Raw genomic sequence first — 22,113 nt, forward strand, 5'->3', positions numbered from 1 at the left:
CCCTTATTCCTTGATGCGGTAGCCAACGCCGCGCACAGTCTCCAGCATGGGAGCCGCCTCGCCCAGTTTGGCGCGCAGCCTGCGCACATGGGTATCCACGGTTCGGGCATAGCCTTCAAAGGAATAGCCCCACACGTTGTTGAGGAGCTGCTCCCGGGTGCGGACTGATCCGGCATGCCGCAGCAGGTCTTCAAGCAGTCGGAATTCTGTAGCCGTGAGGTTCAGCAATTCGCCTTCCACTTCGGCGGAATGCGCCTCGGTGCGCAGGCGTATGCCATGCCGCTCAAGCACAGGGCTTTCAACCTTGCGCCCGCCGCGTCGTAGCACTGCCTTGACCCGCAGCATCAGCTCACGGACGCTGAAGGGTTTGACCACATAATCATCGGCACCAAGACTCAGCCCCACCACCCGGTCCACTTCTTCACCACGTGCGGTGAGCATGAGCACCGGGATGTGGGAGGTTTCAGCCTGCGCGCCAAGACGGCGGCACACTTCAAATCCATCCACACCCGGCAGCATCACATCAAGAAGCACCAGGTCGGGGGTATGCTGCCGGGCAAGGGCCAGGCCCTGTGTGCCATCGGCGGCTTCATGCACTGTGAATCCCTCGCGCTCAAGATTGAAACGCAAAAGTTCACGAATGTCGGCTTCGTCTTCAACTATCAGTATTTGCTGGCTCATATGTTTCACCTCTATGACGCAAACAGAGTACAGCGGCTTTGTGCGCCAAACTGATGGAGGGCATGTTACAATTGCGTGACGAAAAACAATTTAAACAATCTGCAACATTTCAGCATGTTAGTTGCGCATATTGCAGCTTCACGCAGTCTTCTGCGTTTCGTCATATTTTTGTAACAGAGGCGGGCAAAAAGAGAAACGTACCGGGAAACGCCCCGGCACCAACACCAGAAACCAAGGAGAAAATCCATGTCTATCGGAAAACTGCTCGCCACTGCCCTCACGGTTCTGAGCCTCAGCGCTCCTGCCATGGCTGCCCAACAGGTCGTCATCAACGGTTCCACCACGGTTCTTCCTGTGGTTCAGAAAGCTGGCGAAGCTTTCATGGCCTCCCACCCCGATGTGGAACTGAGCATTTCCGGCGGCGGTTCCGGCAACGGCATCAAGGCCCTCATTGAAAAGCAGTGCGACATCGCCATGAGCTCGCGCGACATCAAGGAAAAGGAAGTTGAAGCCGCCAAGAAAAACGGCGTGACCCCCAACCGCGTTGTTGTTGCTATTGACGCCATCGTGCCTGTGGTCAACCCCGCCAACCCGGTTGCCGCCCTCACCACTGCCCAACTGCGCGACATCTATGCCGGCAAGATCACCAACTGGAAGGAAATTGGCGGCCAGGACGGCAAGATCGTTGTCATCTCCCGCGATACGTCCTCCGGTACCTTTGAATGCTGGCAGGAACTTATCATGAAGGAAGAGCGCGTTAACCCCGCCGCTCTCATGCAGGCTTCCAACGGCGCCGTGGTGCAGGCCATTTCCAAAAACAAGAACGCCATCGGCTACGTTGGCCTTGGCTATCTCGACAAGTCCACCAAGGGCCTCAAGGTCAATGATGTGACCGCCACCGCCCAGACCGCCCTTTCCAAGCAGTGGCCTATCGCCCGCGAACTTTTTGTCTTCACCAACGGCGCGCCTGCTGGCGGCGCCAAGGCCTTTGTGGATTACCTGCTGGATCCCGGCAAGGGCCAGAAGAACGTGCTTGAAGTGGGTTATGTGCCCCTGGGCAAGTAGGTAGACTTACTACCCGCGTTACACCCACAGCATCGGCGGAGCGGGAAGGCATGAGCCTCCCGCACCCGCCGGGGAGAAAGCGCAATGCGCTCCAGAGACATCAAGGAAAAAGCGGTGCGCGTCACCCTTACCACCATGGCAGGCAGTTCGCTGCTGGCTCTGGCTGGTATTGTCATTTTTCTCTTCATGGAAGGTCTGCCGCTTTTCAGCGAATACCCCTTCCTCAATTTTCTGTTTGGGCACCTCTGGTATCCCACTGAGGAACCGGGATTGTTCGGCATATTTCCCCTGCTGGTTGCCTCTCTGGCGGTGACGGTACTTTCGTCTCTGCTGGCGGTGCCCATGGGGGTACTGACAGCGGTTTACCTGACGGAAATCGCCCACCCCAACGTGCGCCGCATCATCAAGCCCTTTGTGGAGCTGCTGGCGGCATTGCCCTCGGTTGTGCTGGGCTTTCTGGGCATGGTGGTGCTTGCGCCTTTCTTGCAGGATTTTCTGGACGCGGCCACAGGGCTGAATCTGCTCAATGCCTCGCTGGTGCTGGCGCTCATGAGCGTGCCGACCATCTGCTCCGTGTCTGAAGATGCCCTGTTCGGCGTGCCGCGCGACCTGCGCGAGGCCTCGCTGGCACTGGGCGCGACACGCTGGCAGACAACTGTGCGAGTGGTTATTCCTGCCGCTCTTTCGGGCATAGGCACGGCTGTGATGCTCGGCATGTCGCGCGCCATCGGTGAAACCATGGTAGTACTGATGGTTGCTGGCGGAGCGGGCATCATCCCCACCTCGCTGCTCGATCCGGTGCGGCCCATGCCTGCCAGTATTGCCGCCGAGATGGCGGAGGCCGCCTTCCGCAGCGAGCACTACCACGCGCTTTTTGCCATTGGCATTGTGCTCTTTTTCCTGACGCTGGCCTTCAATCTGGCCGCCGGATACATAGCCGAGAAACACCGTCAGGTGGGAACCTCCAGCCTGTAAACGCACAGTGTTGCAAGGTTGCGCAGTATGACGCCAGTTCAGAACGAGGAAAAATCCATGTCAGCCACCAGCCGCCTTACCCCTGTTCCTTCCACCGGGCCGAGCATCAAGCTAACGCCGCGCCCTCTGGAAGCAGACCTCAAACACCACGATGCAGAAGAACCGCCGCGTGAAGAAGGCGTGCGCCTACAATTTGCCAGCGGCAAGGGCCGCGGGCAGTACCAGACCTTCATGTTCTGGCTGTTGCGCGCGATTGCCGCCTGCAACGTGCTGGCACTGCTGGCCGTATGCGCCTTTTTGCTGCAAAACGGTTTACCTGCCTTAAGCTGGTCGTTCCTGACCGAGCCCCCCCGCCAGATGATGACCCAGGGCGGCATCTTCCCCTGCATCATTGGCACGGCGATTCTTTCACTGGGTTCGCTGCTGCTGGCTTTTCCTCTGGGCGTGGCCTCCGCCGTGTACCTCAATGAATACGCCAAACGCAACGCCTTTGCCCGCTTTGTGCGGCTGGGGGTCAACAACCTCGCGGGTGTGCCTTCTGTTGTTTTTGGCCTGTTCGGGCTTTCGTTTTTTGTTACCTTCTGCGGATTTGGCGTTAGTATTGTTTCTGGCGTGCTTACCCTTGCGGTTCTGACCTTGCCGGTTATTATCGGTACAGCCGAGGAAGCGTTGCGTAACGTGCCGGACACGTACCGCGAGGCCTCGCTTGCTCTGGGCGCAACCAAATCGCAGACGATTGCCCGCGTTATTTTGCCAAGTGCGCTGCCCGGCATGCTCACTGGGGCCATTCTTGGTGTGGCGCGCGCCGCGGGCGAAACCGCCGCCATCATGTTTACGGCCTCGGTATTCTATATGCCCAAGGGGCCGGATTCCATATTCAGCCCGGTCATGGCGCTTCCCTACCATATGTATGTTCTTGCCACGGCAGGCACGGAAATCGACAAGACCCGCCCCCTGCAATACGGCACCGGCCTCGTGCTGCTCTTGCTGGTACTGGGCATGAACCTGCTTGCCATCATCCTGCGAGACAGGTTGCAGAAGCGTCACTAATCTCACACCCTCCCTCCTCCAAACTCCAATACCCTCTCCTTCCCTCCTCTCTGTCAGAGCCCGCGCGAGCGGGCTCTGGTCGTATTGATCCTGCCACGAGGGCTAAAGGCAAGGGGCAAGCTGCTGCATGGCTGCCCATCCGGCGGGCTTGGATTCGTTCTATCCGCTGTAAAGACAAGCTGAGAGGGTGTCAGCCTTACGAAAAGGCACGCGGTCTTGCGCTTCTGCCTACTGCGATCCACAGCCGAACTGCTGCCGACAGCTTTATGCGGGGCAGACAGCCAGAGCCATCGCTCAAAGAACAGCCTTGGCGCAGACGCAAAAAGGGAGGCCCGAAGGCCTCCCTTTGAATGCGTATCAAGCCGTCCGCAGACGGTTGCGCTTGGATTAGAAGCTGTACGCGAAGGTAACCTGAGCCTTCCACATGTCCTGCTTGCTGAACGAGCTGGGAGTGTTGGCCTTCTTCCAGGTGCTGTTGTCCATGCAGTTGACCAGGTAGTCCAGTTCCAGGTTCATTTCCAGGTTCTGATAGATCTTGTAGGAGTTCACGAGGTTGAATTCCACAAGGCCGTCCTTGGTGGTCAGGTAAGGCACGGTGGCAGCGCCCACGCCTTCAGTCCAGGCATAGGCAGAGCTCATGTATTTAACCATGCTGGTGCTGTTGGTGCCGCCCCAGTAGGCCAGACGGAAGGTGTGCTTCAGGTCTTCCAGGAAGCTCATGTCCTTCAACTGGGCGCCGATGCCCCAGGTACCGGCATAGTCAACGCCGTAGTCCTGACGCAGCCAGCCGTAGTTGCCGTCGCCCATGTAGGAGGTGAAGTTGCCGGTGGGCACCAGGGAAGGCATGCGCTCGGAACCGTTCTTCACGCTGCCGTCATCGCCGGAAGCGTACCAGCCGAACAGACCGGGGGTGGCCCAATCCATCTTGTATTCAACAAGGGCCTTGGCCAGCCAGCCCTGACGCTGGGTGCTGCCGCGAACCATGTCGCCGCCCTGGCCCTTCTGCACATCATAACGGCCCATGCCTTCAACATAGCCGTAGTTGATGTCCAGTTCGATGTTCAACGGATCGAACATGGTCACAGCCAGGGGCAGACCGGCCCAGAACATGGAGCCGTAAGCCTTGCTGGTGCCGCCAAGGCTGCTAGGATTGGAAGCGACGGGGAAGGGCAGCAAAGTATAGGGGGGGTTGCCGTCACGGCTGCCGATATTGCTATAGGAGCCGTTGTCTACACCATCATCAGTGTTGTCAACATAGTTGGTCAGGGTGTTCTTGCCCAGTATGCCGTACATAACCCAAGGCGTGAGATTCACACCGTCAAAGGTCAGGGGAGCGGTCACGCCAAACAGATCCATGTTGTCAAGATAGTTCGCATGGTTGTTGCTGTAGCGAGCATCCTTGCCATTGAAGTTATCGTTGAAGGGACGCGCCCAGAAAGCGGTCATGCTGACGTTTTCGTTGAACTTGTAAGAACCGACAACAGCGGCCACGTCGGTATCCATGACAGCGGAGCCACCAGCATAGGTGTTAGGCAGGGCAAGACCCTGGATACCCATGCGCACCTTGGCATCGGTCTGGGGGATAGCCCAGTCGATGTAGGCGTTTTTCACACGAACCTGGTTGTTGCCGTCAGCGCCGAGGGCGCCGCCGTTATCGCTCTTGCCCCACTTCTGCGTGCCGATTTCAAAGTACACGGTGCCGGACAGGGCTTCAGAAGCTACGGCGTCCAACTGCAAGCGCACGCGCTGCTGAGCGTCAAAGGTGTCGGTATTGTCGGCCTTGGTCTTGTTGCCATTCTTCGAAATTTTGCTGACAGGGCTGTCAGTGCCCACGCCGAAGCCCATGAGCCACTGGCCCTTGGCCTTGAAATCAATGGCGCTGGCACCGGTGGCCGCGCCGAACACCAGGCCGGCGGCCAGGATAAGCGTACAGATGCGTTTCATAAATCCCTTCCTCTCTAGTTTTTCCCACAGGGTTGACACAGGCCTGCTCCAACACAGGCTGAGAAAACATACCCAGAATCATGGATGAAGGCAACCGTTTTCGTCAAAAAATTTTTACCAGACTGTCACAATGGCAGAAATATGACGCTAAAATGCCATACAGGCAATGCCAAGTCCTTCATTCTACCGATCTAAAACCGCGGGCGTTGCTATACAGGAAGCCATTCACCCTGCATTCTTGGCCAAAGCTCTCTGGACGGACTTGCCGCAAGTATGCGTTCAAATTTTTTGCAGGGTAAAAAAGCCTCATCATCTTAAAGGAGGCAGGTTCACACGCAAAAGCCCGCCCCTGTTCATCGCCAGCATCGCTGCATCATGAACAGGGGCGGGCCACGGGCTCACCCAAAAATCAGAAATTACCTGTAATTCAACTTACAGAAAATCAGGATCAGCGGCAGCCTTGCCCTCTGCCAGCATGATGCGCACATAGTGCAGGCTGTGCTCGTCAACCGGGATAATGGGAAAGGACTGCGAACAGCCAGGGCAACGCACCATGCGAGGCTCCGTTGGGCTGGCTTGCGGCACGTGCTTGCCGCAGTTGGGGCACTGATAAAAAAACAGGATTTCCATCCCGTCAGGCGCAACAGGCTGGACGGGTCGCTTGCGCTCAGCCACGGCTGGCCTCCCCTTCATTTTGTGGCGCGGCCAGATTGCGGCCGGTCATCAGTTCAGAAGGCGGCATCCCCCAAAGACCAAGAATGGTGGTGGCCACATCGGCCAGCCTGCCGTCTGCCAGAGTGCGCACCTTTCCATCCGGCTCCAGCAGAATGCAGGGAACAGGATTGGTGGTGTGGGCCGTGTGGGGCTGCCCTTCGGGCGTGAGCATTTTTTCGCAGTTGCCGTGGTCGGCAATGACAATCATACGGCCCTTGCGGGCCTCCACTGCGGCGACCATGCGCCCCAGGCAGGCGTCAACCACTTCGCATGCGTTGACCGCAGCCTGAAGAATGCCCGTATGGCCCACCATGTCGCCATTGGCGAGATTGCAGACCACAAGATCGTACACGCCGGAATTCCAGGCTTCCACAAACTTGTCCGTCACTTCAACGGCGCTCATGGAGGGCTTTTGATCGTAGGTTTTCACCTCGCGGGGGGACGGCACAAGAATGCGATCCTCACCAGCAAAAGGCTCTTCAAGCCCACCGTTGAAAAAGTAGGTAACGTGCGCGTATTTTTCCGTCTCCGCCAGGCGCAGCTGCTTCAGCCCTTGCCGGGAAACCACCTCGCCAAGCCCCATGCTCACGGCCTCCTTGGGAAAGGCCACGGGTATATTGAAGCTTGATTCATAGGCGGTCATGGAAGCAACCCCGGCCAGAGCCGGAACGCGGCCACGGTCAAAACCGTCAAACCCCGGCTGAATAAAAGCCTGGGTAAACTGGCGCATGCGGTCTGCGCGGAAGTTGAACATGAACAGACCGTCGCCATCGGCCATACCGGCATCATCGCCCACAGCAAAACACAGGGGTTTGATGAACTCGTCTGTGATGCCAGCCGCGTAAGAGGCTTCAATGGCCGCTACGGGCGCAAGTGTGGTTGCAGGGATGCCGTGAACGATCACTTCCCATGCTTCCGCAAGGCGCTCCCAGTGCTTGTCGCGATCCATGGCAAAAAAACGGCCCACCATGCTGGCGACGCGCGTCTTGGGTTGCCCTTCAATGCTTTTTTGCAGTGCGCGCATGAAATCCACGCCGCTGTGCGGGTCGCGGTCGCGCCCATCCATGAGGCAGTGGATGCGCACAGGCACCCCTGCCTTATGGGCCATGCCGCACAGGGCTTCAAGATGATGGATGTGACTGTGCACACCGCCATCAGAAAGCAGCCCCGCCAGATGCAGCTTGCCGCCGCTCTTGCGAATTGATTCAAGCAGCCCGTTGAGTACCGGATTGGCGGCAAAGCTGCCGTCTTCCAGCGCCACGTCGATGCGGGTCATGTCCTGATACACCACGCGGCCTGCGCCGATGTTCAGATGCCCCACCTCGGAATTGCCCATGTAGCCGCGCGGCAGCCCCACATCGCGCCCGGAGGCCGCCAGTTGGGAATGAGGGCAGCGCGCGACGAGCGCATCCATATTGGGTGTAGCTGCAACATAGGGCGCGTTGCCGGGCCCCGGCTCGGCAATTCCCCAGCCGTCAAGAATCAGCAAGAGCGTGGGCGTCATGATTATTCCCCGCTTCGGGCTTCGGCCAGTGATGCAGCCTTGCCCCACAGGGCCTCAAGGCCGTAAAGCTCGCGCACCGGCTCCAGAAAGACGTTGACGACAATGTCGTTCATGTCCACCAGAATCCACTGGCCGGCGGTGTAGCCTTCCATACGCAGATATTCAAAATTGCGCTGGCGGCAAAGTTCGCCCACGCCATCGGCGAGGCTCTGTGCGTGGCGCACCGAACCAGCGCTGGCAATGACCAGAGCCTCGGCAAAGCCGCCCTGCCCGGCCATATCTATGCTGACCACGCGCGCGGCCTTGTGCTCTTCAAGCCAGGTGACCACGTCCGCCAGCTTTTCTTCCAGGGGGACATCCGAATAACGCTTGGGGGCAGTGCCCCCTGCAGGTGAAGAAGGAGTGTTGTTTTCCATACCCCTGCACATAACGTAAAGACGGGGCAAGAGCAATGGCGCTGCAAGCCGCCAGCGCGCTGAAACGGGCGCAAAATCGCGCCAATCCGTATTGACCGCGCCAGCGCATTGCGGCATACCCAAACGAAGCTTTTCAGGGATCAGCGTCGCGCTTTTGCGCCGCCAAACGCCAGCCGCAGAAGGAGAGGGCCGTGCTTTTCAACATTAAACAGGAAACTCTGCCACGCGAAGAAATGGAGGCGCTGCAACTGCGCCGCCTGCGTGATTTGTGCAACCGCGTCTACGCCAACGTGCCCTTTTATCGCAAACGCTTTGACGAGGTAGGCATCACCCCTGCCGACATCAAGTCGCTGGCGGATCTCAAGCTGCTGCCCTTTACGGAAAAGCAGGATCTGCGCAACCACTATCCTTATGGCCTTTTTGCGGTTCCCAAGGATCACATCGTACGCCTGCACGCCTCCAGCGGCACCACGGGCAAATCTGTTGTGGTGGGCTATACCCAGCGCGACCTTGAAACCTGGGCGGAACTGATGGCCCGCAGCCTGGCAGCCGCAGGCGTGGTGCGCTCGGACGTAGTACATGTGGCCTATGGTTACGGCCTCTTTACTGGCGGGCTGGGCGCGCACTATGGCGCAGAACGCCTTGGCGCCACTGTTGTTCCCGCTTCTGGCGGCGCGACCCGGCGTCAGGCCGGTTTGCTGCGCGATTTTGGCGCAACAGTGCTCTGCGCCACGCCGTCCTATGGCCTGCATCTGTGGGAAGCGTCCATGGAAGTGGGCGTTAATTTCCGCGATCTGCCCCTGCGCGTGGGCGTGTTCGGCGCCGAGCCGTGGTCTGAAGCCATGCGCCGCGACATTGAAGACAAAATGGACATCAGCGCCATGAACATTTACGGCCTGTCCGAGATCATGGGCCCCGGCGTTGCCATGGAATGCGAAGAAGCCAAGTGCGGCATGCATTTGTGGGAAGACCACATCCTGCCCGAAATCATTGACCCCGTTACGGGCGACCAGCTCCCCCCCGGCGAAGTGGGTGAACTGGTGCTGACCACGCTGACCAAGGAAGGCATCCCCATGTTGCGCTACCGCACGCGCGACCTCACCAGCCTTGATTACACCCCCTGCCGGTGCGGCCGCACCCACGTGCGTATTTCGCGCCTCCAGGGCCGCAGCGACGACATGCTCATCATCCGCGGCGTCAACGTGTTCCCGCAGCAGATTGAGGGCATCCTGATGGAAAGCGAAGGGCTTTCCCCCAACTATCAGATCATCGTGGACCGCGTGCACAACCTTGATACGCTTGAAGTGCGCGTTGAAATGAACGAGAATCTCTTTGCCGATGAAATCCGCAAGCTGCAAATGCTGGAAGGCCGCCTGCAAAAGACCATCAAGGAATACCTGGGCGTCTCCGCCAAGGTACGCCTGATGGAACCCCGCTCCATTGAGCGCTCCGAGGGCAAGGCCAAGCGTATTGTGGATAACCGCAAGGATTAGGCTACCGGCCAAGCGAAATATACGGCCTGCATGCGCGCCTAAACGCGGCACGTGAGGCATGTGTGGGGGCCATCGGCACTGCCGATGGCCCTGGTTGCAAAGAAGGGGCACAGTCTCGGCGGATGACAGTTGGATATTTTATTCGTTATTTCAGCCAATTAACAAATTTGTCAAAAAAGCGGCGAAAAAAGTCCAGCAATGCTTGACACCTCAGCCTAGTCCGCGTAGAACGTTTTCTCGCTGAGCGGGAGTAACTCAGTGGTAGAGTGCAACCTTGCCAAGGTTGAAGTCGCGGGTTCAAATCCCGTCTCCCGCTCCATTTTTTTTGCTGGCGGCATAGCCAAGTGGTAAGGCAGAGGTCTGCAAAACCTCCATCTCCAGTTCAAATCTGGATGCCGCCTCCAACAGCATCCTTTACGCTTCGCCGTTTCGCATACCATGCGGGAGTAACTCAGTGGTAGAGTGCAACCTTGCCAAGGTTGAAGTCGCGGGTTCAAATCCCGTCTCCCGCTCCACTTTTGCGGGAATAACTCAACGGTAGAGTGTCAGCTTCCCAAGCTGAAGGTTGCGGGTTCAAATCCCGTTTCCCGCTCCATAAAAGCTTACAGATAAAGCCCTTACAGTTTAAAACTGCAAGGGCTTTTTTGTTGGCCTGATGTTGGTCAGCTACCGGGCGGCTGACGTTTTGAACGCATCTTTTTGATCTGCTCCTGCTGCCGATGTGTCATCTGACCACCCTGCCCCCAATGATTTATAGAGGGCAATGACGCCGCGCAGTTCTTCCCACTGGCTAAGGGCCAGGGCATCCCGTGCATTGTTAACGGTGCGCTGCGCAACAAGCACCGGCATATAGGCGCTCAACCCCCTGCCGTAGAGCCGGGACGAGTGTTCCAGGGCTTTCTGGCTATCGACAACGGCCTCTTTTAGTGAGGCCTGCCGCAGGCGTTCACTATTCAATGCCGTCAAGGCATCTTCCACGTCCCGCAGGGCAAGCCTCACGTCTCGCTCATACACCAGCCGTGCCGCATCGGCATTGGCCTGCGCCGCCTTCACGCCAGCGCGTGCCCGCCCTCCATCGTAGATGGACTGGCTGACCTGCCCCCCTACCGACCAGGCCGTGCTGGCGCTGGAAAAGAGGTCATGGATGAGGCTTACGGTGCTGCTGATGCCTAACGGAATGGTAAACCTGGGGAAACGCTCGGCCTCGGCAACGCCGATCTGTGCGGTTGCTGCTGCAAGGCGCCGTTCGTCCGCCCGTATATCTGGGCGTTGGCGCATCACCTCCGATGGCAATGAAAGCGGCAGGCGAGCGGGCACAGGCAAAGATGAAGACGGTTCGGCCAGCGCTGTGCGCCAATCACCAGGAAAACCGCCAGCCAGTACGCCGATGGCATGACTGAACCGGGCAATATCCGCCTCCATCAAAGGCGGCTGCGCCTCGGCTGTTTTGCGCTCTGCCCGGGCCTGCATCACATCGGCCAGGGTGCCCATGCCCCTCAACTGGGCCTGTTCAGCCAGTCGCTCACTCTCAAGCAGCGTACGGATGTTGTCATGGGCGATGGCCAGGCGTAGCTGCGTTGCACGCAGGCCCGCGTAGTTGGACACTAGTTCCGCAACCAGACTCACCTGCAATGCGCGATGATCTTCGGCAACCGCTTCAATGCCCGCATCTGCCGCTTCAACGGCTCTGCGCGTTCCACCAAAGATATCCAGCTCCCAACTCGCGTCAAAGCCAGCAAGCCAAGTCCGCGACTCGCCGCCGACTTGCCCGGTGAGGGCCTCGCTGGTGCGCCGTGCCTCACCTGCCCCGCCGCCGGAAACCGTCGGCCCAAAGGCCGACGCGGTCTGAACCCGCTCCGCGCGCGCCTGCCGCAACCGCGCCAGCGCGATACCAATATCCTGATTCCGCTCCAGCGCCTGCTCGACCAACCTGTCGAGCAGCGGGTCGTTGAATGACCGCCACCACATGCGCAGTCCATCCTGAGAGCTGCCAGGCAAGGCACTGTTGGCCTCAACCCAGTTTGCAGGCAGGTTCAATGTGGGTTTGGTATAGTCAGGGCCTACGGACAGGCAGCCTGAAAGGCCCAGCAACAACGAGACGAGCAGAAACACGCTGCAAATACGCAGTCGCGCATGATTTCGTGCTGTGTACATGCGCACTCCTACAGCCAACGTTGCAAAAGCGTTGCGAGGCGACCCTGGGGTGGCCTGTCGCCTCCTGGCGCAGTCACCTCGATGCTGCCTGTCATGCCTGCGGCCAAAACAAGATTTTGCGGGAGTTGCCCAAATTCGACGCGAACCGGAATGCGCTGCGCCAGGCGAACCCAGCTGAAACTTGGCGCAACGCTTGGCAAACCCTGCGCATCAGCCTGCTGGTTGGCATCGGCTATTCCACGCCCGATACTCACCACCTTGCCAGGAATCACCTCATCAAAACCCATCAGGCGGATCTGCGCTGAGGCGCCGGGCTCAATACCGTGCAGTTTGGTTTCTTCAAAATAGCCGATGATCCGGAAGCTGCTCGCGTCCACCAGCGCGATATTCGGCTGGCCAGTCACCGCATAGTCGCCCTTGTTCAGCCTCATACGCGTTATATATCCATCCACAGGGGCCCGCAGCACTGTGTGCTCCATATCAAGCTTTGCCCTGTCTACAGCAACTTGCGCACTGCGCAACTCGGCCTGGGCGATGGCCATTGTCTGATTCGCACGCTGGACTTCTTCTGCGGGCACAATATCTTCCATACCCCGGCGGCGTCTCGCGTCTTCCATTTTCTGACGCAACGACACGTCCGCCGCAGCCAGTTGAGCCTCGGCCTGCGCCAAAGCCAGAGCAAAGTGGGCAGGGTCTATGCGGTAGAGCACATCCCCCTGTTTCACAAACTGGTCATCAACCACCGAGACATCCAGTACCGTACCTGACACCTCCGGGGCTATGCGGACGATCTGCGCACTGACGCGGCCATCCCGTGTCCAGGGGGCCAAGACATAGGCACGCCAGAGCGCGCTTACCAAAATCCACGCAAAAATGACGACAGTGACTGTAAGCCCTGCCCTGAATATCTGTTTTGCCGGAAACAAACTGTTAGACATGGAAAACCAACACCTTTTCTGGGAATAAGCGGTTAAACAAAGAGAATCAGCATCGAAACTATGCAGAGGGAAAGGGCAAACCCGAATAAACCGGGATGCCAGACCCACCTCAGCGCGCCGCAGCGTGTAAGCAGGGAGCGAAGACCCAGGTATATTGGCAGCGCGGCGCACGCATAGACAAAGAATGGCGGCAGGTAGATGCCAGCCACCGAGAACTCACTCAGCATCGGTACGACCTCCAGAATGTTGTGAAAAGTAATCCGCGCGGTTTTCAAGCAGCGCTGCAATATCAAGCAGCACGACCGTCAATCGTTGCGCTTCGGCTGTGGCGGCGCTCCCTGTCAGTGACAATTTCGACAAGGACCTTGCAGCACGGCGGGCATGCCGAGCCGCCATTTTGGGTTCTCCAACCCGGCGGTTCATGTAGCGAAAAGCGGTTGCGAGCTGGCGGCGCAATTCAGAATCTTTGGGCGCATGGCGCAGCCAGTTGCGCAGGCGCAAAACCTCCCGCCCCAGATGAATACTGTCCAGCGCATTGGCGATCTCTCGCTCCATTACCTCCGGTTGCGCCCTAAGCAGCGCACCGAGTTGAGCCGTGCGGTGCTGCTGGCTCCATTGCCAGACTTTCGCATCCGTCCGTTTCCCTCTGAAGGTGCCAAGCGCATTATCGCGGATAGCAAGGTGCAAACGCTCGGCGTCGCGCGACAGATTGCGCGGCAGCAGAACCTTGAACCCCACCAGCGTAAAAAATACTGCCAGTATCCAGGCCACGGAACTGTTGAGAAATAACGCAAAATCATAGTTCATGGGGTTGTCTGGCGCGGCCAGCGTGGTGAAAGCCACGAGATAGGTGGCCCCGGCCGCCATGTGGCGGGGCATGGAGGTTGCGTAAACGCCCGGCAGCCAGAATATCCCCAACACCAGGAGCAACAGCGGCAACCCTTCAACATGGGGAAGCACTATAAAGGTGCAGAGGAATGCCATTACAACGGCAGCCACAGTACCCTTCATAAATTCAACGGCGCCGAGAGCCGGATTGGGAGCCGTGGACAGTAGCGCGCAGCCTGATGCCAAGCCCGCCAGCATCAGGCTTCCGTACGTCCAGCCAGTCGCTAGCCAGAAAGCGCCGCCAAGCAGCACCGTCAGCATTGCTCGCAGCCCGTTCTGCATCGCCGCCGTCCTGTCCCGGTAGAACGGCACGGAGACTTGCGCCGCTGTTGGTAGCGGAGCATGTAAAAGTTCAATGCCCTTAAGGGCTTCAATATAGTCGTCGAGCTGTTCGAGCAGCCGGTCTCCAGCGATCATCAGTGCGGCATGCTCCGACGCTTCATCAAGCGATGCCGTGGAAAGCGTGTCTGTTAATCGAGCGCGCATATCTGCCAATATCTGAACGGCACGATCCACCCCGATGGGGCCTTGTTCCTGCGCCAGCGCCTGACTGACTTGCTGCCATGCCAGCTCCCAGTCAGGCTTGAGCGCTTTCAGGGCGCTCAGGCTTGCGCTGCCTTCGCGCATGGGGGGCATGCCGCCTACCAATGCGGAAAACAGGGAAACCATTGTCTGCCGAACTGTACCGGCACGTTGGGCCAGGTCGGGGGATTCGGCTTTTCCCAGCGCCAGCAGGTCATCCACGCCATACGCTTCAATAATGAGATTGCGCCTGCCCGCATCCAGAGGCCTGATTTCCGGTGTCTCACCAGTATGGGTCGCCTGGTGATTTGTCGAAAGGATGCCTGCGGTGGCCGCTGCCAACCGCCGCAGTTGCGTTTCCAAACGATTTCTTACGCTCCGGGTGCTGAAAAGTGCAGACACGCACACCAGGCACACCACGCCGATCGACACGGAAGCCCCGCGCCCCATCACCTGAGAAAACGTAAGTTCCGGATGTTCCATGGCTCCATAGGCCGCCATCCCCACGGTATACCCCGCAAGGGTAGCGCCATACGCCCGAAAATGACGCAGAAGCGTCATTCCCACCACGCACACGCCCATCCACAGGCCAAAGCCGAGCAGGAACAGCCAGGGACTCTGGCCAAATAAACTCATCAGAATAAAGGACGCCAGCATCCCGACCAGCGTGCCGAGTATCCGCCACACGCCTTTTCCTATCACAGCGCCCTGCACCGGGTTGATGACAAGAAGAACACTGGATGCCGCCGAATACGGCGCGCGCAGATCCAGCATATAGGCAACTACAAGCGCCATGCCTGCGGCAAGAATCGAACGCATCACGTAGGTCGCGCGTGGCGTGGTCAGGTCAAGATACGGCAGCCCGCGGAGAAACCATCCCCGGAGCAGGGAGAGATGGGAGGTAAAGAAACCTGAAGGTGCCGAAGGCACATTCGCATAAGACATGATAGAACCCTTCTGCAATGACGTAATAAGCGCCACTGTAGATATGCCCTACCATTCCGAAAAGTGAATTTATTGCATTTTTATGATTGCGTTAAACGCACGCATTGAAGGTTGCCCCTCACTCACTATTTTGCTTGTCTGGCCGTCTGCGCAGCATTGCCGTTGCAGAGGGCGTGGATTGTACGCCGCAGCCACTGATGGGCAGGATCGTTCTCCAACCGGGGGTGCCAGGCCTGCGTCAGCAGCACTGTTTCCAATGGAACCGGCAGCTCGAACAGGCGGATGCGCAAACCTGCGGCAAGCGCGCTGCTGGCCAGATTTTTGGGCAAGATCAGCAACAGGTCAGAATCCTGCAGCGCGAACAATGCCGTGTACGGATTCGGCACGACAAGGGAAACATGACGACGCAGCCCCTGTTCTTCCAGCGCTGCGTCCACGGGCCCAACAGACTTTCCGCGCCGAGAAACGTTGATATGCTCCCAGCGGGCGAGGCGCTCGGGGGTAATTTCGTCGTCAAAAACCGGATGATTTGCTCGGGCAACGCTGACGTAAGTCGTGGTGAACAGCGATTGCACGCGAATCTCCGGCCCCATTTTGCGTGAACCGCTGATGAACAGGTCAATGCGGCCATTGCGCAGCGCCTCCTCGTCCACGTCATCCTCTTCCGGCGAAAAACGCAACATGGCGCGGGGCATATCCGTTGCCATAATTCCCAACAGATGCCCCAGATGCATGCTTACAAATTCATCGGTGGCGCGGACATTAAAGCGCCTCTCCAGCGATTTCAGATCGATCTCAGCGTTGGATGAAAAAACCTGCGCAGCCTGCTCGACCGCCATGCGCACCTGCTCGCGCAGAGCGAGCGCTTTAGGTGTTGGGATGAGCTTTCGGCCCACCTGAACAAATACGGGGTCACCCAGCGCGTCCCGAATCCGGCTCAAGGTGCGGCTCATCGCGGGGGAGCTCAAATTCATGCGACGGGCTGCGCCAATGACGCTCCCCTCATCCAGCAACGCATCTAAGGCCAAAAGCAAATTTAAATCCGGACGCGACATGCCCCCTCCAATCCGTTAACTAAAACGCAATCACATATACTGCTGAATAATGCGAGGAGCATTTAAAAACAAGCATACTCCAAATGGTGAAGCATCAAGTTTTCTCAATCACCGCCTTATCCAGTTGTGATGCTCTTTGGGTTTTGAGGATGGCAGCACATTGAGCACGAGATTTTTTTATTTCTGCTTACCAACACAACCAGCTAAAATACCTTGCAGTATTAGCAGGCAAGATTTCCAACCCGGATATCCCGGCCTCCGAAGGCCCCCAAACTATTGCAAGCCATTTATGAGAGTGCTATTTTTTACTTGCGAAGTTTTTTTGTTCGCAACCACCAGAACCAAGGAGGCGAAGTATGGAATATGCCGTTATGCTGGGGACCGTCGGATGCCGCAAAGAGGATTCAATCCTCGGCTCTGTTTGGGGTGGTTGGATGAACTGGTGGCGTCGCATGCTGGCAGCCGCCGACCGCTTTTAAGCACAGCATGTGACACCGCACGCTGTAATCAACCTGTGATTGAAGGCCGGGACAAGTCCCGGCCTTTTTTTATTTGGCCAGCGCCAAGCAGCAACATACGCCCGGACGCTTCAAGGCGGGTAGCACCCACTGGCGCTTCCCCCCGCCACCATGCGTCACTTCTCCTGCGATATACCCAAGACCCTTGGGACTATAATCAGACACGCAACTCGGGCACGCACTAACCAGCGCCTGTTGCTGCCGCCCTTATCGCATAATCGCCAGGCCTGAGCCACGCCCCCTGTATATTTTTGCGTGTCTTTTAATTATAAACGCGATATTATACATAGAAAACATACTGTTCAATCTCCATCCAAACATAATCCATACTTTCTACAAGGTTGATAAATATGTTAGGTTGCAATAGCCTGAATTCGCTATCTCACTGAAATTAAACTGACATATAGCATCATCAAGATGTGTGCACCCAACTCGCGCAAAAGAATGCACAGAACAGAAATAGCCTATACCTAACTGCACCGCATAACCACTACTCACAGATATACTTTTACTTAACCAGACTGACTTACAAACTAATCCACCCAGGCGTTCAGCAAATGTTCTTCAGATTTTCAAAAAATTACGCATTATGGGATACGATTTTTATCATTGCCATTGCTGGCTATACCCTGTTTGGACTGTGGGGAGTGAGCCTGCTTTCGTGCGATGGACTTAAAATCAGCAGCGACCTTTGCTGCTATGTACAAAATATGGCTGGCGAACTGCGTCGTGAACTGTTTTCACTTGACCCACTATTAGCAGTTCCAACCACCGCAAATTCCATCATCAGTCTTGAATCAACATTGGCAAGCCTTCTTCAGCCCGGTGACGACATTGTGCAGGGGATGCTGCGGGCTGGCGCTGTGGGGGTGTTTTTCCACTACATTGCCTGTTATTATCTCGGACGCCGCCTTTTTGGCACGCCGCTGATTGCCGCCCTGTTTGCCCTGCTGACAGGCGTGACAGTATGGGTCAGCTTTGGCACATACTGGGGCTTTGGCTCGGGTGACATAACGCCGCGTGTTTTTTATGCCGCTCTGTTCCCAGCACTACTGGCAGCAACACTTTCCGCTCTCGACAAACCACAGCTGCGCCCTCTTATCATGTTTGTTTCGGGCTGCGGCATGTACCTGCACAGCATCAGTTCCCTGGTGGCGAGCTGCATGCTGTTTACCGTCTTTTTACTTCACAGGGCCAAGGGCGACAGCCTGTTGCGGCACGGGGCATGGCTTCTGTTGAGCCTTGTTGCCTGGTGCCTTCCCACATTGCTCTATCTGACAAGCTCCATCAAATCCGCCACGCCATTTTCGCCGCAGGATCTGGCCGTGCTCCAGCAGGTTTTTGACCGCCGCTTTCTTGAAGACGAAGGCGGGCTCTGGAGCAGACTGATAGGACACCTGCATTACAGAAGCGACAGCTTTTTTCTCATTCTTGGCGGCATTGCCGGATTTTTTGTCGTGCGCCGTTACGGCACTGCACTAATGAAACGCCTGGCATCCATTGTACCCACCCTGCTTTTGGGCCTGTGCCTGGCTTTGCTCTTTTCCGTAGCAGAAACACACATAGCCCAGGCTCTCGGCAGAATGCCCATGGGAGCGGAGCTTCCCCGTGGAGTCCGCTTTGTCATCTTTTTATGCTGGCTCATGATTGTCTGCGGCTTTGCCTGCTTTTGGCAACGCGCGCCCAAGTGGGCGGGCCTTGTTGCCATCGCCGCTGTCATCGTCGTTCTTGTGTGCGATCAGGGTCGATGGGCCTATGGGGTAAGGTTCGCTTTCAGACATGTACTGGAACTGCCGCAGCCTGCCAAAGTACAGGCTCGTCTGCGCCGGGGAGCAGACTACGCCGAAGCCCTGCAAGCCGTGCAGCGGATTGTCCCGCAAGATGCCCCCATTTTTGCAGACCCCGATGCCATGGCCGTGCGCTATCGCCTGTACCGGCCCCTGGCCTACGCTTTTAAAGACGGATCTTCCTATCTGTACAGCCAGGACGCGCAAGGGGCCGCCCGCTGGCTTGACCTGACCGCCATTCGGGATAAACAGGGATTGACCGCAGCATGGCTTGCCTCTGGCACCCAGTGGGTTTTGTGCGGCACCATGTCTGAGCGGCAGAACATTGAGCAGCAGGGAACCGTTCTCTGGAGCAATGACCGCTGGTTTATCGCCAGACGCGGCATTGCGGCTGAACACGTCACGCAGTGAGGCTTTGCATGCGCCAAATCACTCTCTCGGTTGTTGCCCCCGTGTACTGCGAGGGCGGCCATCTGCACGAATTTGTGGCGGCTCTCGTCGAGGTGCTCGCCCCATTGAAGGCAGAAACCGGCCTCAGCTACGAAATAGTACTGGTTGACGATGGCTCCACAGACGACACGTGGGCCGCCATGCGTGCACTGACCGGACAATATGCCAACCTGCGCTGCCTGCGCCTGAGCCGTAATTTCGGCAAGGATGCCGCCCTTTCCGCGGGCCTGGAGGCCGCGCGGGGCGATGCCGTCATCACCATGGACAGCGACATGCAGCACCCCGCTGCGCTTATACCAGAAATGGTGGACTTGTGGCGCGCCGGCGCTGTAGACGTGGTTGATGTACGCAAGCAGGAACGGCAAGTGGAGTCGTTTTTAAGCAGAATCTGCGCCGTATCGTTTTACCGCATTTTCCAGATGCTGACTTCATATGACCTCAAAGGTTCGGGGGACTTCAAACTGCTTGACCGCAAGGTGGTTGATGCCTGGAAAAATCTTGGCGAACGCAAGCTCTTTTACCGGGGGCTGACTTCGTGGATGGGATTTCGACACAAGGAAATACTGTTTACGCCCTGCGCCCGCTGCGGCGGCACCAGCAAATGGAGCCTGGCCCGCAGGGTTACCCTGGCCGTTGATTCCATGACGTCTTTCAGCGGCAAGCCCTTGCTGGTCATTGGCATTATTACCCTGCTGTTCTATAGTCTTTCGTTTATGGTGGGCTGCGAGGCTCTTTGGAGCTATGCTACAGGACAAGCGGAATCGGGATTTACCACGGTCATTCTGCTGATGCTGCTGACCGGCAGCGCCATTCTCACCGGCCTGTGCATTCTGTCGGCCTACCTGCACCACGCCTTTGTCGAGCTTAAGGGCAGACCCCGCTATCTTCTGGCCGAAACGCTGGAAGGCGACAAGACGGACGCCTGATTCATGCGCCAGCAAAGCGATGCCGAAAAACTGCCTTCCATGCGTTTTATCGTCCATGCGGATGACTGCGGCCTGACCCGGCAGATCAGCCAGGATATCTTTGCCTGCCTTGCACAGGGGTCGCTCAACTCCGTTTCCGTTATTATGGGCGGCTCAGACGCGGCACAGAGTCTGCAACAACTGGCTGCCATGCCCAGTGTGCGCGTATGCCTGCACCTGAATATTCTTGAAGGGCGCTGCACGGCGCCCGTTTCACAAGTGCGCCCGCTGGTTGATGCAGATGGCATCTTTCGGTACGGGCTTGGGCAGATGCTCTGTAACCTTGCCACTGGCAGTGGCCCCAGCAAAAAGGCCCTGCTTTCAGCCATTCGTAATGAATTTGAAGCCCAGATAGATGCCTTTGCCAGCGGCTTTTCACCATTGCGGCAAAGGGGAGGGCTGCATCTGGACGGGCATCTGCACGTGCATACGATCCCCGCCCTGCGCGGAATCATGCGCGACCTCATGCGGGAGCACCCGCCTGCCTATGTGCGTCTGCCCAGGGAACCCGCTCACCTGCCCCCGCTGCCATTGACGCAGATGTTTGTGGGATGCATGCGGCGCGCCCTGCTCGCGCACTGGTCGAAGGGGTTTGCGGCCCTGCTGGATCAGACAGGCGTTGCCCACAACAGTTTTTTGTGCGGGCTTGTTAGCGGCGGCAACCTTACTGCGGCACGGGCCGAGGCGTCCCTTGCGGCCATACAGCGACAGAAGGAGCGCGCCCCGCTGGTGGAAATCATGAGTCACCCCGGCGGAGGGCATGACGCCAGCGATGCTTGCATACGACACCGCGGTTTTTACCAGAGCCACGCACGGTTGGCAGAAAAGACCATGCTGCTTGACGGCAGCCTGAGCGCCGTGCTGGCGCGCTACGGATCCTTGCAGACCTTTGCGGAAGCATAACAAGAGCGACCCCAGCCAGCCCAACCCGGCAGGTGCCGGATTGTTCCGGCATTTCACCCAACAAAATCCCGCACGGCAAACAACAAACGGCCCAAAAGCATAGTTGCCTTTGGGCCGTTTACATTCTTCAGCGGAGGCGCTCACGCCTGCATGACCGTTATTGGCCGCGAATCCAGTAGGTTTCAAAGCCGTCTTCAAGCCAGCCGTCCTTCACCCGGGTAAAGCCAGCCTCTTTGAAAAGATCGCGGTATTCATCCTGCGTGCGCCGCCAGCCCCAGAACTGCTGCCGACGAATACCCATATAGTGCAGGGCCGCGCGGATGCCGATCTTGATAGCGTTCACGAAACTGCCGATAAACGAATCTTCTTCCAGCAATGACGCAGAAAGCAGCACCAGTTCCCCGCCGGGGGCAAGCTGCGCCCGCAGTTCCCACAGCAGATGCTGGAACTCGCGCGTAGGAATGCCGTAGTCGACAGTAGACAGGTAGATCATGTCGTACTGCACATCAGAGGGCAGGCACATGGGCGGCAGCCCGATATAGATGCGGTCGCTGGGTATGTATTCCCGCAGCCACTTCATGCCTACTGTGCTGGGCTCGTTGACGTGCAGTTCAAGCTCCGGCATTTCTTCCAGCAAAATCTTTTCCATATAGCCCACGCCGCTGCCAATGGACAGCACGCGCACGGGTTCCGTGCGCCCTGCGGGGTCTTGCGCCAGTTTTGCACGCAACTGACCGATAAGCCATTTTGCGTCTGTGCGCTTGTTTTCGCGCCAGACAGATGGCAAATCATCCCAATTCTTGTAGCGGCGGAACAGCTCTTCGTAAAAAACCGCATAAAACTTTGGTTCCGCCAGATGAAAGAATGAAATATGTGAAAAGGACGTGAAGGGTATGCCCTGCCAGCTTTCCTGATAAAAACGCCGCACGTTGAAGCCTCCGAGACATGGCCGCAAAAGCTCGCCTCGCGCAGGATTGCGCCCCAGGCAAACTTTCGATGCGCAAAATCATAACCCAACCGCCAGCAAGGCGCAATGCGCGTAAACCGGGCGGCGGCAACTTGCGCAAGAACGTGACCAGACCGCAACATCACTGCAATACTTAAAAAATATCTGGCAGGCACACGCAGCAACCTGCCAGATATCAT

General features: G+C 57.7%; 19 protein-coding genes and 4 tRNA genes. 12 read left to right on the top strand and 11 right to left on the bottom strand.

The features are described 5' to 3' along the window. Positions 1–3: 3 nt before the first annotated feature. Positions 4–681, bottom strand: coding sequence for a response regulator (locus ACUZ9Q_RS11805; protein WP_022659455.1), 678 nt, complete (start codon positions 679–681; stop codon positions 4–6). Between the two features lie 246 nt (positions 682–927). Between ACUZ9Q_RS11805 and ACUZ9Q_RS11810 the strand changes: the two genes are divergently transcribed. From ACUZ9Q_RS11810 to pstA, 3 genes are all read left to right on the top strand, one after another. Next, positions 928–1,746 (top strand): PstS family phosphate ABC transporter substrate-binding protein, encoded by an 819-nt coding sequence (locus ACUZ9Q_RS11810; RefSeq protein ID WP_449247924.1) that lies wholly within the window; start codon positions 928–930, stop codon positions 1,744–1,746. An 84-nt stretch (positions 1,747–1,830) separates the two neighbouring features. Then, the gene (gene pstC / locus ACUZ9Q_RS11815) at positions 1,831–2,721 is read left to right on the top strand and encodes a phosphate ABC transporter permease subunit PstC (protein WP_192113260.1); all 891 of its coding nucleotides are present in this window, start codon (positions 1,831–1,833) and stop codon (positions 2,719–2,721) included. Between the two features lie 231 nt (positions 2,722–2,952). Further along, complete coding sequence (pstA, locus tag ACUZ9Q_RS11820; protein WP_192113399.1) at positions 2,953–3,771, top strand: phosphate ABC transporter permease PstA; 819 nt, start codon at positions 2,953–2,955, stop codon at positions 3,769–3,771. Between the two features lie 387 nt (positions 3,772–4,158). Here pstA and ACUZ9Q_RS11825 read toward each other — a convergent pair whose 3' ends face one another. The 4 genes from ACUZ9Q_RS11825 to rsfS all read right to left on the bottom strand — a co-directional run bounded on the left by ACUZ9Q_RS11825 (position 4,159) and on the right by rsfS (position 8,349). Continuing rightward, entirely contained in the window at positions 4,159–5,715 is a 1,557-nt protein-coding gene (locus tag ACUZ9Q_RS11825) for an outer membrane homotrimeric porin (protein ID WP_449247925.1), read from the bottom strand. Positions 5,716–6,147: 432 nt separating this feature from the next. Beyond that, positions 6,148–6,390, bottom strand: coding sequence for a hypothetical protein (locus ACUZ9Q_RS11830; protein ID WP_022659449.1), 243 nt, complete (start codon positions 6,388–6,390; stop codon positions 6,148–6,150). After that, complete coding sequence (gpmI, locus tag ACUZ9Q_RS11835) at positions 6,383–7,939, bottom strand: 2,3-bisphosphoglycerate-independent phosphoglycerate mutase (protein WP_449248140.1); 1,557 nt, start codon at positions 7,937–7,939, stop codon at positions 6,383–6,385. Before gpmI ends, ACUZ9Q_RS11830 begins: the two co-directional genes overlap by 8 nt. Beyond that, on the bottom strand, positions 7,936–8,349 hold the full coding sequence (gene rsfS / locus ACUZ9Q_RS11840) for a ribosome silencing factor (RefSeq protein WP_192113258.1): 414 nt from the start codon (positions 8,347–8,349) through the stop codon (positions 7,936–7,938). The genes gpmI and rsfS overlap by 4 nt, the downstream gene beginning before the upstream one ends. Positions 8,350–8,540: 191 nt before the next feature. Here rsfS and ACUZ9Q_RS11845 point away from each other — a divergent pair, with 191 nt between their 5' ends. The 5 genes from ACUZ9Q_RS11845 (at position 8,541) to ACUZ9Q_RS11865 (ending at position 10,437) form a co-directional block, all read left to right on the top strand. Then, positions 8,541–9,842 (top strand): phenylacetate--CoA ligase family protein, encoded by a 1,302-nt coding sequence (locus ACUZ9Q_RS11845; protein WP_192113257.1) that lies wholly within the window; start codon positions 8,541–8,543, stop codon positions 9,840–9,842. A gap of 244 nt (positions 9,843–10,086) precedes the next feature. Next, positions 10,087–10,161: transfer RNA gene (locus tag ACUZ9Q_RS11850), tRNA-Gly, on the top strand. Between the two features lie 11 nt (positions 10,162–10,172). Further along, positions 10,173–10,246: transfer RNA gene (locus tag ACUZ9Q_RS11855), tRNA-Cys, on the top strand. Positions 10,247–10,282: 36 nt separating this feature from the next. Next, positions 10,283–10,357: transfer RNA gene (locus ACUZ9Q_RS11860), tRNA-Gly, on the top strand. A 5-nt stretch (positions 10,358–10,362) separates the two neighbouring features. Next, positions 10,363–10,437: transfer RNA gene (locus ACUZ9Q_RS11865), tRNA-Gly, on the top strand. 71 nt (positions 10,438–10,508) lie between these two features. Here the strand turns inward: ACUZ9Q_RS11865 and ACUZ9Q_RS11870 are convergent. From ACUZ9Q_RS11870 to ACUZ9Q_RS11890, 5 genes are all read right to left on the bottom strand, one after another. Further along, complete coding sequence (locus ACUZ9Q_RS11870; RefSeq protein WP_300553761.1) at positions 10,509–11,996, bottom strand: efflux transporter outer membrane subunit; 1,488 nt, start codon at positions 11,994–11,996, stop codon at positions 10,509–10,511. A gap of 8 nt (positions 11,997–12,004) precedes the next feature. Then, the gene (locus ACUZ9Q_RS11875; protein ID WP_449247926.1) at positions 12,005–12,934 is read right to left on the bottom strand and encodes an efflux RND transporter periplasmic adaptor subunit; all 930 of its coding nucleotides are present in this window, start codon (positions 12,932–12,934) and stop codon (positions 12,005–12,007) included. A 32-nt stretch (positions 12,935–12,966) separates the two neighbouring features. After that, positions 12,967–13,161 (bottom strand): DUF1656 domain-containing protein, encoded by a 195-nt coding sequence (locus ACUZ9Q_RS11880; RefSeq protein ID WP_192113254.1) that lies wholly within the window; start codon positions 13,159–13,161, stop codon positions 12,967–12,969. Continuing rightward, positions 13,151–15,289 carry an FUSC family protein gene (locus ACUZ9Q_RS11885; RefSeq protein WP_449247927.1) on the bottom strand — a complete coding sequence of 713 codons (2,139 nt, stop codon included), beginning with the start codon at positions 15,287–15,289 and terminating at the stop codon, positions 13,151–13,153. Before ACUZ9Q_RS11885 ends, ACUZ9Q_RS11880 begins: the two co-directional genes overlap by 11 nt. A 125-nt stretch (positions 15,290–15,414) precedes the next feature. Further along, the gene (locus ACUZ9Q_RS11890) at positions 15,415–16,344 is read right to left on the bottom strand and encodes a LysR family transcriptional regulator (protein ID WP_449247928.1); all 930 of its coding nucleotides are present in this window, start codon (positions 16,342–16,344) and stop codon (positions 15,415–15,417) included. 356 nt (positions 16,345–16,700) lie between these two features. Between ACUZ9Q_RS11890 and ACUZ9Q_RS11895 the strand changes: the two genes are divergently transcribed. From ACUZ9Q_RS11895 to ACUZ9Q_RS11910, 4 genes are all read left to right on the top strand, one after another. After that, the gene (locus ACUZ9Q_RS11895) at positions 16,701–16,823 is read left to right on the top strand and encodes a hypothetical protein (RefSeq protein WP_022659440.1); all 123 of its coding nucleotides are present in this window, start codon (positions 16,701–16,703) and stop codon (positions 16,821–16,823) included. A 596-nt stretch (positions 16,824–17,419) separates the two neighbouring features. Continuing rightward, positions 17,420–19,060, top strand: a complete 1,641-nt coding sequence (locus ACUZ9Q_RS11900) for a translation initiation factor 2 (RefSeq protein ID WP_215647305.1) — start codon at positions 17,420–17,422, stop codon at positions 19,058–19,060. An 8-nt stretch (positions 19,061–19,068) separates the two neighbouring features. Beyond that, complete coding sequence (locus ACUZ9Q_RS11905; RefSeq protein ID WP_449247929.1) at positions 19,069–20,025, top strand: glycosyltransferase family 2 protein; 957 nt, start codon at positions 19,069–19,071, stop codon at positions 20,023–20,025. A gap of 3 nt (positions 20,026–20,028) precedes the next feature. After that, positions 20,029–20,967 (top strand): carbohydrate deacetylase, encoded by a 939-nt coding sequence (locus ACUZ9Q_RS11910; RefSeq protein WP_449247930.1) that lies wholly within the window; start codon positions 20,029–20,031, stop codon positions 20,965–20,967. Positions 20,968–21,124: 157 nt separating this feature from the next. Here ACUZ9Q_RS11910 and ACUZ9Q_RS11915 read toward each other — a convergent pair whose 3' ends face one another. After that, a complete protein-coding gene (locus ACUZ9Q_RS11915; protein ID WP_192113249.1) occupies positions 21,125–21,895 on the bottom strand; it encodes a hypothetical protein in 771 nt (256 codons plus the stop codon). Between the last annotated feature and the right edge of the window lie 218 nt (positions 21,896–22,113).

The organism is Desulfovibrio desulfopostgatei (assembly GCF_053570645.1).

Excerpts from the sequence above, each read along its gene's own strand:
- ACUZ9Q_RS11805 (WP_022659455.1), bottom strand. The coding sequence starts at position 681 with ATGAGCCAGCAAATACTGATAGTTGAAGACGAAGCCGACATTCGTGAA.
- ACUZ9Q_RS11810 (WP_449247924.1), top strand. The coding sequence starts at position 928 with ATGTCTATCGGAAAACTGCTCGCCACTGCCCTCACGGTTCTGAGCCTC.
- pstC (WP_192113260.1), top strand. The coding sequence starts at position 1,831 with ATGCGCTCCAGAGACATCAAGGAAAAAGCGGTGCGCGTCACCCTTACC.
- pstA (WP_192113399.1), top strand. The coding sequence starts at position 2,953 with ATGTTCTGGCTGTTGCGCGCGATTGCCGCCTGCAACGTGCTGGCACTG.
- ACUZ9Q_RS11825 (WP_449247925.1), bottom strand. The coding sequence starts at position 5,715 with ATGAAACGCATCTGTACGCTTATCCTGGCCGCCGGCCTGGTGTTCGGC.
- rsfS (WP_192113258.1), bottom strand. The coding sequence starts at position 8,349 with ATGGAAAACAACACTCCTTCTTCACCTGCAGGGGGCACTGCCCCCAAG.
- ACUZ9Q_RS11870 (WP_300553761.1), bottom strand. The coding sequence starts at position 11,996 with ATGTACACAGCACGAAATCATGCGCGACTGCGTATTTGCAGCGTGTTT.
- ACUZ9Q_RS11875 (WP_449247926.1), bottom strand. The coding sequence starts at position 12,934 with ATGTCTAACAGTTTGTTTCCGGCAAAACAGATATTCAGGGCAGGGCTT.
- ACUZ9Q_RS11880 (WP_192113254.1), bottom strand. The coding sequence starts at position 13,161 with ATGCTGAGTGAGTTCTCGGTGGCTGGCATCTACCTGCCGCCATTCTTT.
- ACUZ9Q_RS11885 (WP_449247927.1), bottom strand. The coding sequence starts at position 15,289 with ATGTCTTATGCGAATGTGCCTTCGGCACCTTCAGGTTTCTTTACCTCC.
- ACUZ9Q_RS11890 (WP_449247928.1), bottom strand. The coding sequence starts at position 16,344 with ATGTCGCGTCCGGATTTAAATTTGCTTTTGGCCTTAGATGCGTTGCTG.
- ACUZ9Q_RS11895 (WP_022659440.1), top strand. The coding sequence starts at position 16,701 with ATGGAATATGCCGTTATGCTGGGGACCGTCGGATGCCGCAAAGAGGAT.
- ACUZ9Q_RS11900 (WP_215647305.1), top strand. The coding sequence starts at position 17,420 with ATGTTCTTCAGATTTTCAAAAAATTACGCATTATGGGATACGATTTTT.
- ACUZ9Q_RS11905 (WP_449247929.1), top strand. The coding sequence starts at position 19,069 with ATGCGCCAAATCACTCTCTCGGTTGTTGCCCCCGTGTACTGCGAGGGC.
- ACUZ9Q_RS11910 (WP_449247930.1), top strand. The coding sequence starts at position 20,029 with ATGCGCCAGCAAAGCGATGCCGAAAAACTGCCTTCCATGCGTTTTATC.